This is a genomic window from Fictibacillus marinisediminis, from assembly GCF_023149135.1.
GTDB classification, from domain to species: Bacteria; Bacillota; Bacilli; order Bacillales; family Fictibacillaceae; genus Fictibacillus_C; species Fictibacillus_C marinisediminis.
The window spans coordinates 225,923-239,293 of record NZ_JAIWJX010000002.1 but is presented as its reverse complement, the minus strand read 5'-3'; the positions used below and the strand labels follow the sequence as shown (position 1 = coordinate 239,293).

9 protein-coding genes, 12 tRNA genes and 3 rRNA genes are annotated in these 13,371 nt (G+C 47.4%); 1 reads left to right on the top strand and 23 read right to left on the bottom strand.

All coding sequences use genetic code 11. The annotated features are described in order from the left end of the window. Positions 1-478 precede the first annotated feature (478 nt). From rrf to LCY76_RS01410, 16 genes are all read right to left on the bottom strand, one after another. Positions 479-594: ribosomal RNA gene (gene rrf, locus LCY76_RS01485) — 5S ribosomal RNA — on the bottom strand. Between the two features lie 63 nt (positions 595-657). Further along, a 23S ribosomal RNA gene (locus tag LCY76_RS01480) occupies positions 658-3,594 on the bottom strand. Positions 3,595-3,851: 257 nt separating this feature from the next. Beyond that, positions 3,852-5,401, bottom strand: a 16S ribosomal RNA gene (locus tag LCY76_RS01475). Together the 16S, 23S and 5S rRNA genes with 12 tRNA genes alongside form the textbook arrangement of a ribosomal RNA operon. Positions 5,402-5,571: 170 nt before the next feature. Then, positions 5,572-5,648, bottom strand: a tRNA-Ile gene (locus LCY76_RS01470). Between the two features lie 10 nt (positions 5,649-5,658). Then, positions 5,659-5,732 (bottom strand) — tRNA-Gly (locus LCY76_RS01465). Positions 5,733-5,740: 8 nt separating this feature from the next. Beyond that, positions 5,741-5,817 (bottom strand) — tRNA-Pro (locus tag LCY76_RS01460). 3 nt (positions 5,818-5,820) lie between these two features. Beyond that, positions 5,821-5,897, bottom strand: a tRNA-Arg gene (locus tag LCY76_RS01455). A 39-nt stretch (positions 5,898-5,936) separates the two neighbouring features. Beyond that, positions 5,937-6,022, bottom strand: a tRNA-Leu gene (locus LCY76_RS01450). 24 nt (positions 6,023-6,046) lie between these two features. Further along, a tRNA-Leu gene (locus tag LCY76_RS01445) sits at positions 6,047-6,131 on the bottom strand. Between the two features lie 28 nt (positions 6,132-6,159). Then, positions 6,160-6,235 (bottom strand) — tRNA-Lys (locus tag LCY76_RS01440). An 8-nt stretch (positions 6,236-6,243) separates the two neighbouring features. After that, a tRNA-Gln gene (locus LCY76_RS01435) sits at positions 6,244-6,318 on the bottom strand. A gap of 36 nt (positions 6,319-6,354) precedes the next feature. After that, positions 6,355-6,430 (bottom strand) — tRNA-Asp (locus LCY76_RS01430). Between the two features lie 26 nt (positions 6,431-6,456). Continuing rightward, positions 6,457-6,531: transfer RNA gene (locus tag LCY76_RS01425), tRNA-Glu, on the bottom strand. Positions 6,532-6,536: 5 nt separating this feature from the next. Then, positions 6,537-6,627 (bottom strand) — tRNA-Ser (locus tag LCY76_RS01420). Between the two features lie 5 nt (positions 6,628-6,632). After that, positions 6,633-6,707, bottom strand: a tRNA-Asn gene (locus LCY76_RS01415). 154 nt (positions 6,708-6,861) lie between these two features. Continuing rightward, positions 6,862-7,311 carry a SprT family protein gene (locus tag LCY76_RS01410; RefSeq protein ID WP_248251156.1) on the bottom strand — a complete coding sequence of 150 codons (450 nt, stop codon included), beginning with the start codon at positions 7,309-7,311 and terminating at the stop codon, positions 6,862-6,864. Between the two features lie 96 nt (positions 7,312-7,407). Here LCY76_RS01410 and cmpA point away from each other — a divergent pair, with 96 nt between their 5' ends. Continuing rightward, positions 7,408-7,542, top strand: a complete 135-nt coding sequence (gene cmpA, locus LCY76_RS01405; RefSeq protein WP_091010572.1) for a cortex morphogenetic protein CmpA — start codon at positions 7,408-7,410, stop codon at positions 7,540-7,542. A 12-nt stretch (positions 7,543-7,554) separates the two neighbouring features. Here the strand turns inward: cmpA and LCY76_RS01400 are convergent, their stop codons facing one another. From LCY76_RS01400 to LCY76_RS01370, 7 genes are all read right to left on the bottom strand, one after another. Next, complete coding sequence (locus LCY76_RS01400) at positions 7,555-9,735, bottom strand: Tex family protein (RefSeq protein WP_272885544.1); 2,181 nt, start codon at positions 9,733-9,735, stop codon at positions 7,555-7,557. A gap of 120 nt (positions 9,736-9,855) precedes the next feature. Further along, a complete protein-coding gene (locus tag LCY76_RS01395; protein WP_248251155.1) occupies positions 9,856-10,032 on the bottom strand; it encodes a hypothetical protein in 177 nt (58 codons plus the stop codon). Between the two features lie 86 nt (positions 10,033-10,118). Beyond that, entirely contained in the window at positions 10,119-10,727 is a 609-nt protein-coding gene (locus LCY76_RS01390) for a protein phosphatase 2C domain-containing protein (RefSeq protein WP_248251154.1), read from the bottom strand. Beyond that, positions 10,724-11,515, bottom strand: a complete 792-nt coding sequence (gene sigB / locus LCY76_RS01385) for an RNA polymerase sigma factor SigB (RefSeq protein ID WP_248251153.1) — start codon at positions 11,513-11,515, stop codon at positions 10,724-10,726. The genes LCY76_RS01390 and sigB overlap by 4 nt, the downstream gene beginning before the upstream one ends. After that, on the bottom strand, positions 11,481-11,963 hold the full coding sequence (rsbW, locus tag LCY76_RS01380; RefSeq protein WP_248251152.1) for an anti-sigma B factor RsbW: 483 nt from the start codon (positions 11,961-11,963) through the stop codon (positions 11,481-11,483). Before rsbW ends, sigB begins: the two co-directional genes overlap by 35 nt. Beyond that, entirely contained in the window at positions 11,960-12,292 is a 333-nt protein-coding gene (locus LCY76_RS01375; protein ID WP_053356088.1) for an STAS domain-containing protein, read from the bottom strand. Before LCY76_RS01375 ends, rsbW begins: the two co-directional genes overlap by 4 nt. A gap of 61 nt (positions 12,293-12,353) precedes the next feature. Next, a complete protein-coding gene (locus LCY76_RS01370; RefSeq protein WP_248251151.1) occupies positions 12,354-13,361 on the bottom strand; it encodes a PP2C family protein-serine/threonine phosphatase in 1,008 nt (335 codons plus the stop codon). Between the last annotated feature and the right edge of the window lie 10 nt (positions 13,362-13,371).

Here is a 13,371-nt window from a genome sequence, read left to right as displayed (position 1 = left end):
TTGGTGGGTTTACTTGCGGCTTCGGCTTGTTTACTTGCGGCGTTGGCTTGTTTACTTGCGATTCGACAGCGTTTACTTGCGATTTCACAGCCGTTACTTGCGATTCGACAAGATTTACTTGCATATCACGTCATTTTCATACTTATTGGGTTGATCCCTCGATGGTTTTATGAAAAATAGAACAAGTAATTAGTTTGTATAGGCTTTATCCTTTCGTGTTCTCTTTAAAAATCCTCTTTTTGTGGCTAATGGATAAGGATTTGAAGGTTCTACTTTGTTGGTTCGGGATCGTTACTTGCGGGTTTGTACGGTTTACATGCGGCTTCGGCCCTTTTACGTGCGACTTTGAAATGTTTACATGCGGGAATGGAGACTTTACGTGCGACTTTTCACCCTTTACATGCCAAACCCATCATTGTCACAAAAAAGAACATACAAAAAAGCACTGCTGGAATCTTTCCAGCAGTGCTTCGTTCTTGCCCGGCAACGTCCTACTCTTACAGGGGGAAGCCCCCAACTACCATCGGCGCTGAAGAGCTTAACTTCCGTGTTCGGTATGGGAACGGGTGTGACCTCTTCGCTATCGCCACCAGACATATTTTGAGGTATATTCCCTCAAAACTAGATAACTTCTTCATCCAAACTTCTGATTATTTTAAGGATAAGCCCTCGACCGATTAGTATCTGTCAGCTCCACGTGTCACCACGCTTCCACACCAGACCTATCAACCTCATCATCTCTAAGGGGTCTTACTCACTTAACGTGATGGGAAATCTCATCTTGAGGGGGCTTCATGCTTAGATGCTTTCAGCACTTATCCCGTCCACACGTAGCTACCCAGCTATGCCCCTGGCGGAACAACTGGTACACCAGCGGTGTGTCCATCCCGGTCCTCTCGTACTAAGGACAGCTCCTCTCAAATTTCCTGCGCCCGCGACGGATAGGGACCGAACTGTCTCACGACGTTCTGAACCCAGCTCGCGTACCGCTTTAATGGGCGAACAGCCCAACCCTTGGGACCTACTTCAGCCCCAGGATGCGATGAGCCGACATCGAGGTGCCAAACCTCCCCGTCGATGTGGACTCTTGGGGGAGATAAGCCTGTTATCCCCAGGGTAGCTTTTATCCGTTGAGCGATGGCCCTTCCATGCGGAACCACCGGATCACTAAGCCCGACTTTCGTCCCTGCTCGACTTGTAGGTCTCGCAGTCAAGCTCCCTTGTGCCTTTACACTCTGCGAATGATTTCCAACCATTCTGAGGGAACCTTTGGGCGCCTCCGTTACAATTTAGGAGGCGACCGCCCCAGTCAAACTGCCCACCTGACACTGTCTCCGAACCGGATCACGGTTCCAGGTTAGAATTTCAATACAGTCAGGGTAGTATCCCACCGACGCCTCCATCGAAGCTGGCGCTCCGACTTCTCAGGCTCCTACCTATCCTGTACAAACTGTACCAAAATCCAATATCAAGCTGCAGTAAAGCTCCATGGGGTCTTTCCGTCCTGTCGCGGGTAACCTGCATCTTCACAGGTACTATAATTTCACCGGGTCTCTCGTTGAGACAGTATCCAAGTCGTTACACCTTTCGTGCGGGTCGGAACTTACCCGACAAGGAATTTCGCTACCTTAGGACCGTTATAGTTACGGCCGCCGTTTACTGGGGCTTCAATTCAGAGCTTCTCCCGTAAGGGATAACCCCTCCTCTTAACCTTCCAGCACCGGGCAGGTGTCAGCCCCTATACTTCGCCTTGCGGCTTCGCAGAGACCTGTGTTTTTGCTAAACAGTCGCTTGGATCTATTCACTGCGGCTCTCTCGGGCGTTAACCCTATCAGAGCACCCCTTCTCCCGAAGTTACGGGGTCATTTTGCCGAGTTCCTTAACGAGAGTTCTCCCGATCATCTTAGGATTCTCTCCTCGCCTACCTGTGTCGGTTTGCGGTACGGGCACCTCTTTCCTCACTAGAGGCTTTTCTTGGCAGTGTAGGATCAGGGACTTCGGTACTGTAATTTCCCTCGCCGTCACAGCTCAGCCTTCACGATTGCGGGATTTGCCTCACAATCAGCCTAACTGCTTAGACGCGCATTTCCAATCGCGCGCTCTCCCTACCTTCCTGCGTCCCCCCGTCGTTCAAACGGAAAGGAGGTGGTACAGGAATTTCAACCTGTTGGCCATCGCCTACGCCTTTCGGCCTCGGCTTAGGTCCCGACTAACCCTGAGCGGACGAGCCTTCCTCAGGAAACCTTAGGCTTTCGATGGACAAGATTCTCACTTGTCTTTCGCTACTCATACCGGCATTCTCACTTCAAAGCGCTCCACCAGTCCTTCCGGTCTGACTTCACTGCACTTCGAACGCTCCCCTACCACTGTACCTTACGGTACAATCCATAGCTTCGGTGATACGTTTAGCCCCGGTACATTTTCGGCGCAGAGTCACTCGACCAGTGAGCTATTACGCACTCTTTAAATGGTGGCTGCTTCTAAGCCAACATCCTGGTTGTCTGGGCAACTCCACATCCTTTCCCACTTAACGTATACTTTGGGACCTTAGCTGATGGTCTGGGCTGTTTCCCTCTTGACTACGGATCTTATCACTCGCAGTCTGACTCCCGCGGATAAGTCTCTGGCATTCGGAGTTTGACTGAATTCGGTAACCCTGTGGGGGCCCCTAGTCCAATCAGTGCTCTACCTCCAGGACTCTAGCCGCGAGGCTAGCCCTAAAGCTATTTCGGGGAGAACCAGCTATCTCCGTGTTCGATTGGCATTTCACCCCTACCCACACCTCATCCCCGCACTTTTCAACGTGCGTGGGTTCGGGCCTCCATTCAGTGTTACCTGAACTTCACCCTGGACATGGGTAGATCACACGGTTTCGGGTCTACGACAACGTACTATGGCGCCCTATTCAGACTCGCTTTCGCTGCGGCTCCGCCTTATCAGCTTAACCTTGCACGTTATCGTAACTCGCCGGTTCATTCTACAAAAGGCACGCTGTCACCCGTTAATGGGCTCCAACTACTTGTAGGCACACGGTTTCAGGATCTCTTTCACTCCCCTTCCGGGGTGCTTTTCACCTTTCCCTCACGGTACTGGTTCACTATCGGTCACTAGGGAGTATTTAGCCTTGGGAGATGGTCCTCCCGGATTCCGACGGGGTTTCACGTGTCCCGCCGTACTCAGGATCCACTCAGGAGGGAACGAAGTTTCAACTACAGGGCTGTTACCTTCTTTGGCTGGCCTTTCCAGACCGCTTCATCTACCCCGTTCCTTTGTAACTCCATGTTGAGTGTCCTACAACCCCAGAGGGCAAGCCCTCTGGTTTGGGCTGATTCCGTTTCGCTCGCCGCTACTCAGGAAATCGCATTTGCTTTCTCTTCCTCCGGGTACTTAGATGTTTCAGTTCCCCGGGTCTGCCTTCTCATATCCTATGTATTCAGATATGGATACCATCCCATTACGGATGGTGGGTTCCCCCATTCGGAAATCCCCGGATCAATGCTTACTTACAGCTCCCCGAGGCATATCGGTGTTCGTCCCGTCCTTCTTCGGCTCCTAGTGCCAAGGCATCCACCGTGCGCCCTTTCTAGCTTAACCTTTAACCGAATCAGCTTTTCAGCTGAATCGTTTCACATGATCGTTAGATCATGGGTCTTGCATAATCAGCGCACAACTAATGAATTAGTTGGCTTTGTTTGGATGTTTCGTTATCTAGTTTTCAAGGAACATGGTCCGTGCGCGCAAAAAAATGCGTCACATAACCTCTATTGTTTGAAAGAAACGATGTTCTTTCAAAACCAAACAAAAGCTCAGGTAAGTTCATGAGGCATCAAAGTGCACTCATGTCTCCATAGAAAGGAGGTGATCCAGCCGCACCTTCCGATACGGCTACCTTGTTACGACTTCACCCCAATCATCTGTCCCACCTTCGGCGGCTGGCTCCTAAAAGGTTACCCCACCGACTTCGGGTGTTACAAACTCTCGTGGTGTGACGGGCGGTGTGTACAAGGCCCGGGAACGTATTCACCGCGGCATGCTGATCCGCGATTACTAGCAATTCCGGCTTCATGTAGGCGAGTTGCAGCCTACAATCCGAACTGAGAGTGGCTTTTTGGGATTGGCTCGGCCTCGCGGCTTTGCAACCCTTTGTACCACCCATTGTAGCACGTGTGTAGCCCAGGTCATAAGGGGCATGATGATTTGACGTCATCCCCACCTTCCTCCGGTTTGTCACCGGCAGTCACCTTAGAGTGCCCAACTGAATGCTGGCAACTAAGGTCAAGGGTTGCGCTCGTTGCGGGACTTAACCCAACATCTCACGACACGAGCTGACGACAACCATGCACCACCTGTCACTCTGTCCCCCGAAGGGGAAAGTCCTATCTCTAGGATGGTCAGAGGATGTCAAGACCTGGTAAGGTTCTTCGCGTTGCTTCGAATTAAACCACATGCTCCACTGCTTGTGCGGGCCCCCGTCAATTCCTTTGAGTTTCAACCTTGCGGTCGTACTCCCCAGGCGGAGTGCTTAATGTGTTAACGTCAGCACTGAGGGTGGAACCCCCCAACACCTAGCACTCATCGTTTACGGCGTGGACTACCAGGGTATCTAATCCTGTTTGCTCCCCACGCTTTCGCGCCTCAGCGTCAGTTACAGGCCAAAAAGCCGCCTTCGCCACTGGTGTTCCTCCACATCTCTACGCATTTCACCGCTACACGTGGAATTCCACTTTTCTCTCCTGCACTCAAGTTCCCCAGTTTCCAATGACCCTCCACGGTTGAGCCGTGGGCTTTCACATCAGACTTAAAGAACCGCCTGCGCGCGCTTTACGCCCAATAATTCCGGATAACGCTTGCCACCTACGTATTACCGCGGCTGCTGGCACGTAGTTAGCCGTGGCTTTCTGGTCAGGTACCGTCAAGGTACCGGCAGTTACTCCGGTACTTGTTCTTCTCTGACAACAGAGCTTTACGACCCGAAGGCCTTCATCGCTCACGCGGCGTTGCTCGGTCAGACTTTCGTCCATTGCCGAAGATTCCCTACTGCTGCCTCCCGTAGGAGTCTGGGCCGTGTCTCAGTCCCAGTGTGGCCGATCACCCTCTCAGGTCGGCTACGCATCGTCGCCTTGGTGAGCCGTTACCTCACCAACTAGCTAATGCGCCGCGGGCCCATCTGTAAGCGTCAGCACAAGGCCGACTTTCAAAAGAGAAACAGGCGTTTCTCTTTATCATCCGGTATTAGCTTCGGTTTCCCGAAGTTATCCCCGTCTTACAGGCAGGTTACCCACGTGTTACTCACCCGTCCGCCGCTAACCTCAGAGAGCAAGCTCTCTTTGGTTCGCTCGACTTGCATGTATTAGGCACGCCGCCAGCGTTCATCCTGAGCCAGGATCAAACTCTCCAATAAAGTGTTTGATATAGCTCTTAATGTTTAAAAATAAGAAATTGATGGGATTGTAAAATCCCTGACTTACCTGGCTTTTGTTTGGTTTTCAAAGAACATTTGCTACTTGTTAGTGTAGCTTAACTATTATATCCATTAGAAGAGCGGATGTCAAGTGCATTGCCCTTAAAAAATGGTGGGCCTAAATGGACTCGAACCATCGACCTCACGCTTATCAGGCGTGCGCTCTAACCAGCTGAGCTATAGGCCCAAAAATTAAATGGAGCGGGTGATGAGAATCGAACTCACGACCAGAGCTTGGAAGGCTCTTGTTTTACCACTAAACTACACCCGCGAAAAAGATGGTCGGGAAGACAGGATTTGAACCTGCGACCCCCTGGTCCCAAACCAGGTGCTCTACCAAGCTGAGCCACTTCCCGTTATGGCGCGCCCTGAGAGATTCGAACTCCCGACCTTTTGATTCGTAGTCAAACACTCTATCCAGCTGAGCTAAGGGCGCATATTTTATTTCTTTATTTAAATGTTATATGAGAAGCTTTGGTGCGGTCGAGAGGACTCGAACCTCCACGGGGTTGCCCCCACTAGCCCCTCAAGCTAGCGCGTCTGCCATTCCGCCACGACCGCAAAGCAATTAAAGTTTTAAAAAAATGGTGCGGGTGAAGGGACTCGAACCCCCACGTCATAAGACACTAGATCCTAAGTCTAGCGCGTCTGCCAATTCCGCCACACCCGCATGTGTGTTTGTGCTGCTATTATTAAGATGGTGAGCCATGAAGGACTCGAACCTTCGACCCTCTGATTAAAAGTCAGATGCTCTACCGACTGAGCTAATGGCTCATGAAAGATGGCTGGGCTAGCAGGATTCGAACCTACGAGTGACGGAGTCAAAGTCCGTTGCCTTACCACTTGGCTATAGCCCAATAATTTCATGTTGATGTATGTTGTTTGAGAAAAAATGGCGGACCCGACCGGGGTCGAACCGGCGATCTCCTGCGTGACAGGCAGGCATGTTAACCACTACACCACGAGTCCATATTTATGTTTGTAAGAAAATCGTTTGGTGACCCGTACGGGATTCGAACCCGTGTTACCGCCGTGAAAGGGCGGTGTCTTAACCGCTTGACCAACGGGCCACAACTGGCAGAGAAGAAGGGATTCGAACCCTCGCGCCGCGTTAGCGACCTACACCCTTAGCAGGGGCGCCCCTTGAGCCACTTGGGTACTTCTCTGTAATTGGCTCCACAGGTAGGACTCGAACCTACGACCGATCGGTTAACAGCCGATAGCTCTACCACTGAGCTACTGTGGAATGTGTTTTTGAGACATTTAATATCATACTTTGTTCAGCCTCAAAAGTCAATATGTTTTTTGAAATTTATTTTGTCTATGTAAGGACAAGATGCCTTTCAGCGACTTTATTAATCTAACACAGATCAGACTTTCTAGTCAACACTTTTTTAGCTTTAAGTTAAAATCAATTTCCCTCTGCATTTTCCGCATACATATTTAGCCGTATTGACCCTGCGCTTACGCTTATATTGCTGCTTGCAGTTTGAACATATATAAAGATATTTATACGGCTGTGTTGTCCTGGCTCCAGGCAATGCTTCGCAATAGCGCAGCCCGCCAACCTTCTTCAGAAGCTGCTTAAATTCCGGGTCCCGATGTTTATAGCCCCTGCCTTCTATGTGGAGATGGTAATGGCACAATTCATGTTTAATGATGCCTACGAGCGCTTCATAGCCGAACTCAGTCAGCTGCCTCGGATTGATCTCTATATCATGGGACCTCAGCAAATATCGCCCTCCAGTAGTTCTCAACCGGGCATTAAAGCGGGCGGTATGCCGAAAGCGCTTTTGGAAATAATCCTGTGAAAGATGTTCAACAAGATGTTGTAGTTCCTTTTGTTCCATTTCTTTTCCTTTCTCCTTCTAAAACAAAAAGTTGGTCACATCAACAAGCCATGAGACATAGACTAAATCACGCTTGAATAAGTGGAGGTTTTGTCTATGCCTACATGGTTTAAGAAGCAACTTAGAAAAGCCTACTATCAAAAAGACCGTTATCAGATCCGTCTTTTAAATCAATGCTGGTTTTTTTATAATCAAAAGAACTGCACGACTGAAAGCAACACTCTGCCATAAATTCAGCGAGGATTACTGGGCATCTGGCGGCAGCATAGTTAACGCCACTCTCCCTTTCGCCAGATCGACACTGTCTACCCATACGGTGACAACCTGGCCGACACTCACGACATCCATCGGGTGCTTCACAAAGCGTTTGGCCAGTTTAGAAATATGAACAAGGCCATCCTGTTTCACACCAATATCTACAAAAGCCCCAAAATCAACAACGTTCCGGACGGTTCCTTCAAGCTCCATCCCTTTTTCCAGATCTTCAAGCTTTAGCACATCCGTTTTCAGCAGCGGCTTTGATAATTCCTCCCGGACATCCCGGTTAGGCCGCAATAAGCCGTCAATGATATCCTGAAGAGTCGGTTCCCCAATCGTTAATTTGGCTGCCATTGATTTTATATCAATGGTTTTCAGCTTGGATTTTAAATCTTCTGAGCCAATCTCCTGAAGTTCACTGCCTATTTCCTTCAAAAGCTGGAGTGTTTCTTTATAGCTCTCCGGGTGAATGGCTGTTTGGTCAAGCGGGTTTTTCCCGTCAGGAATCCGTAAGAAGCCGATACATTGCTCATAGGTTTTCGCACCGAGCCTCGGAATTTTTTTCAATTCTTCCCGCTTCACGAATTTCCCCTTTTCCTCTCTTACCTTTACAATGTTCTGTGCCACGGTCTTGGACAAGCCTGCTACATATTGAAGAAGGGACGAGGAAGCGGTATTCACATTAACACCCACTTGGTTCACGGCTGTTTCCACGACAAAGGTTAAAGATTCGTTCAGACGTTTTTGCGAGACATCATGCTGATACTGTCCCACACCGACAGACTTTGGATCAATTTTCACCAGTTCAGCGAGCGGATCCTGCAGTCTCCGAGCGATGGATATCGCACTGCGTTCCTCGACCTGCAGTTCTGGAAACTCTTCCCTTGCGATAGCAGAAGCTGAATAAACACTGGCGCCCGCCTCGTTTACGATGATATAAGAAACAGATTCCTCAATGCTTTTAATCGTATTGACAATGAACTGTTCCGTTTCTCTTGAGGCTGTTCCGTTTCCGATGGCAATGACATGTATGCCATACTTTGCGATCAGTTCTTTGACCACTGATTCGGATTTTTGCACTTCCGACCTCGGCGGTGTAGGATAAATCGTCTGGATATGGAGCATCTTTCCGGTCTCGTCCACCACACCAAGTTTGCAGCCTGTCCGGTAAGCAGGATCCACACCGAGTACCATTCTTCCCTTTAATGGAGACTGAAGAAGAAGGTTCCTTAAGTTCTCAGAGAAAATGTGGATTGCCTGCTCTTCACCCTTATCCGTTAGTTCATTCCGGATATCGCGTTCAATAGAAGAAGCAATCAGCCTTCTATAGCTGTCTTCAATGGTCTCTTTTAGGAATGATACCACCGGTGAAGAGGAATTTTTAATTACAGTGCGATTGAGTCTTTCAATGATTTTCTCCGAAGGAGCCTCAATATCCACTTTTAGAACGTCTTCCTTTTCACCCCGGTTTACAGCAAGAATACGGTGAGGAACGATTTTCTGAACAGGCTCAGTGTACTCATAGTACATTTCATATACCTTTTTCTCGTCCTCTCCATTTTTCTTCAATGACGTTTGCAGCTTTCCTTCTTTAAACGTCAGGTCTCTGATCCACGTTCTGATGGAAGCATCATCTGACAGCTGTTCGGCAATGATGTCTTGAGCGCCCGCAACAGCGTCTTCCACTGTATGTACTTCTTTTTCCTCAGAAAGAAATTCCGCAGCTTTTTGCAGGACATCCCCTTGTGCAGGCTGGCTCATCATCCAGTCCGCGAACGGTTCAAGCCCTTTTTCCTTGGCTGCAGTCGCCCTGGTTCTTCGCTTTTGCTTGTAGGGACGGTATAAATCTTCTATCACTTGCAATTTTTTAGCCTTTGAAATGGCAGCAGCCAGCTCATCCGTCAGTTTCCCCTGTTCCCCGATCAGCCTGAGAACTTCCTCTTTACGCTCTTTAAGGTTTTCGGAATAATGCCATCTATCCATGATTTCTTTGATTTGAACTTCATCCAGTCCGCCTGTCAGCTCTTTCCGGTACCTTGCGATAAAGGGGACCGTGTTGCCGTCTTTTAATAAATCGATAACGTTTACTACTTGTTTTTGTTTAACACCCAATTCTTTGGCAATGTCCAAATAGCCATTATCCGTTTTTTCGATTGTTCCTTCCAATAGAAGTACCCCTTTCGTTACTGTAAAAATGACATCATATACTCTTCTAGTTTAACACTTTCCCCACCTTTTAAGAAAACATGAGCCGGCGCAATAAAAAAAGCATCCACGTTCGGATGCTCAATACCGCCACTCCTCCTCCTCCTTGATGCGGGAACCGTGAATGGAAGCATAATGTTTAGTAACAGACGGGCTTTCCAAAATAATTTCTGTCCTTTTGGCAAGGCTGACGTAACGTACAATATAGTAAAAAGCAATAAAACCCAGGGTAATCCAAATCCAAAAACCAGGATTCAAAACGCATCACCCCTTTTCAATTAGTATATGGTGATCATTCATAATTACCACAAAAAAAAGCCGGGGCTCAATCGGCCCGGCTTATATTATGCATGCGACACTTTTCCTACGAGACAGGTAGCATCATCAATTAATTTTTGAGAAAGGTTTCCAAGGTAAGCCGCAGACTCCTTTGGCGAAACCATATTTGTCAAGATACTGCGGCTTTGCGTATGAATTTCCATTCCGTCAGAATAAATAATAAAAGCAGTCTGATTATCAAAAGGAAATTGCTGAATCCGAAATTTTTGGGGTTTTCCAGAGAGAAATCCCACAGTCGGAAGGGGATAAATTAACTTACGGTCTTTTCCGGCCATCATAAAGCGGATGTTTCCAACACCAGCATAAATCACTGCCTCCTGCCGGAAATAAATCTTAAAGATGGAAAGAACCGCTCCGCGAGTCCCTTTCAGCTCCTCATTACACACCCTCATGAGTTCCTCAACATCTAATTGATGATTCTGCTCAACTGCATTAACAGCTGCCTGAGAAGCAGTTCTTGCCATACTCCCGCTTCCTAGCCCATCTGCTACTGCACAAATAAAATAATCACGGGTTTCCGTGACATAAAAACTATCTCCGCATAGGTCATTACCATTCTTAGGCTTTTGAAAGGAAGAGACAGCTATTTTGTCATAGGAATAGTCCTGGATCATTTTAAAGCCTCCGATGGTTCAACGCGAATTGCTTCCCGAAGTTTTTCAAGTGCTCTCCTTTGCAAGCGAGAAACATGCATTTGAGAAATTTCGAGCCGTTCTCCTGTTTCTTTCTGGCTTAGATTCTCAAAATACGTACATTTCAAAATTTCTTGTTCTCTTTCAGAAAGAACAGAGAACGCCTTCTGCAGCAGCATTCTTTTATCGATCTGGTCAAAGCCGGCATCCTGAGATCCGACAAGGTCCAGCAATGTTACTGTGCTTCCTTCTTGATCTGCTTCAATTGAACTGTCGACAGAAAGAGCTTGATAACTTTTGCCCATCTCCATCGTCTCCAGTACTTCTTCCTCCGTGACCTCCAAGAAATCGGCAATTTCCTGGATTTTCGGAGAACGCTGAAGCTGGTTCGTCAGTTCTTCTACGGCTTTTTTTATACGCGGCCCAAGTTCCTTAATCCGTCTCGGCACATGGACACTCCAGGTCTTATCCCGGATAAAGCGTTTAATTTCACCAATGATGGTAGGAACCGCAAACGATTCGAATGAACGGCCGAATTCAGGATCATACCTGCGGAGTGCAGCCAGCAGTCCAATCATCCCTACCTGCACTAAATCATCATGAATGCTTTTGCCCTTCGAAAACTTTCGGGCGAGTGAATGGACAAGATCTTGGTATTGATGTACAAGCTTGGTTTGAAGAATTTCATTTTGCGGATCATTCTGAAGCTCATCGATCCACTTATATACTTCTTCCTTATTGCGTAGGTGCTGGTGAGGTCCTGTCGACATTTTCCTCCACCTCATCTCTGTGAAGATACTTCGTCATCATTACGATCACACCCGCTTCACCGCTAATTTCCACTTTATCCATCAATGATTCAATTAGGAAGAGGCCCAGACCTCCTTCATTCAATTGTTCCACGGATTTCCCTTCTACAGGTCCGAGTGATTCGTTCATATCATCATAATCAAAGCTCTTGCCATGGTCTACAACCATAATTTCGAGCCGGTCTTCATATACGCCACAGCCAATCCGGATTTGTCCTTTTTCCGTTTCTGTGTATGCATGATTAACTGCATTCGTACAGGCTTCCGAAACGGCAATTTTGATATCTTCAATTTCGTCAAAAACAAAACCCATCCGGTTGGCGATACCAGATATCGTCAGACGCACCACACCGACATAGTCGGGTTTGGCAGGTACTGTCATTTCGATAAAATCAGAGGCTTTATTCATCTGGCCTCCCCCTTTACCTCATTGTCTATATCCATTACCTCAGTCAGGCCGGTAATTTCAAACAATCGTTTAACTCTTTCGGTCATTCCGCGAAGCTTCAGCGAACTGTCATTCTTCTTGGTTGACTTCAAAGCTCCGACAAAAATTCCAAGGCCTGTACTGTCCATATAATCAATGTGCTGAAGATCAATCATGATTTGTACATTTTTCTCCTCTGTAAGAGGAACCAGCACTTCCTTAAGTTTTGGTGCAGTGTATGCGTCTACTTCTCCAGCTAATATTAAATAGTGAACTCCATTAGTTTCTTCATGTTTAATTTGCAGATTCATTTTTTTCCCCCCAGGATATTATCATAAACCCATAAAATGATTTACCCTTTTTCAAAAACGGTTAAACCATTCTTTTTAGAATAATAAGTGTAAAGTCATCTCTTAGTTCAAATTCCTGAAGTCTCTCAAGCTCTGTAAACACACAATCGACAATTTCCTGAGCCGGTTTATGCATATTCTCACGGATCAGAGAAACAATCTCATCTCTTTCGATGAACCCTTTGCTAGTCCGGCACTCGGTCACGCCATCGGAAAGAAGAATAATCATATCACCCGGATCGAGCTGTTTTTCATATTCCATATATTTGGTTGTTCGGGAAACACCCAAAACGAGACCCTTGGCAAACATGTCTTCAAACTCGTCGCTTTCCGCTTTATAAAAAAAACCGGGCTCATGTCCTGCACCGGCAAAATAAAACTTATGGACATCTGTGTCATACAGCCCATAAAGCATAGTAATAAACATGTTCGGATGCACATTCTGTTCAACGACTCTATTTAAATTTTCAAGCAGGAGATTAGGCTGCATACGCTGTTCAGGCAAGCTGTCCATGGCATATTTAATCATGGACATACATAGCGCAGCCGGTATGCCCTTGCCGATGATATCAGCAACTGCTACGCTGATTGATTTATCGTCTTTTACAAAATTAAAGTAATCTCCGTTCATCTTCTTGGCCGGAACACTGATCACTCCAATATCCAGAGAATCCACCTCTGGCACATCACTGATCAGAAGTGTCTGCTGCATGCTCGCAGCGACTTCAATTTCAGTTTCAAGCTGGCGCTGCCGTGTCCTTAAGCTCTGATGCTCACGGTAAGCAAACCCATACCCGATCATGACTTCCAGAAGAAAATCAAAAGAGTCCTTCATTCCATCCGTCATGTCGGGAAAAAGCTCATTCAGCACGTTAACGTGATGGCTGATCACATCTTCGGGAGAGATCTGCTGCTCAATCAGCTTCCTGCTGAATTGCTGCCCTTTATATAGGGCGGTCTCGCTTTTGCCTTTAAGATAGGTAGTCAGCAAGTCTTTATATCGATCTATAATCATTTCTCTTTCGTTCATTGAACACCTC

Coding starts and splice junctions, on each gene's coding strand:
- rsbW (WP_248251152.1), bottom strand. CDS start 11,963: ATGAATAAAGCCTCTGATTTTATCGAAATGACAGTACCTGCCAAACCC.
- LCY76_RS01410 (WP_248251156.1), bottom strand. CDS start 7,311: ATGGAACAAAAGGAACTACAACATCTTGTTGAACATCTTTCACAGGAT.
- LCY76_RS01375 (WP_053356088.1), bottom strand. CDS start 12,292: ATGAATCTGCAAATTAAACATGAAGAAACTAATGGAGTTCACTATTTA.
- LCY76_RS01370 (WP_248251151.1), bottom strand. CDS start 13,361: ATGAACGAAAGAGAAATGATTATAGATCGATATAAAGACTTGCTGACT.
- cmpA (WP_091010572.1), top strand. CDS start 7,408: ATGCCTACATGGTTTAAGAAGCAACTTAGAAAAGCCTACTATCAAAAA.
- LCY76_RS01390 (WP_248251154.1), bottom strand. CDS start 10,727: ATGATCCAGGACTATTCCTATGACAAAATAGCTGTCTCTTCCTTTCAA.
- sigB (WP_248251153.1), bottom strand. CDS start 11,515: ATGTCGACAGGACCTCACCAGCACCTACGCAATAAGGAAGAAGTATAT.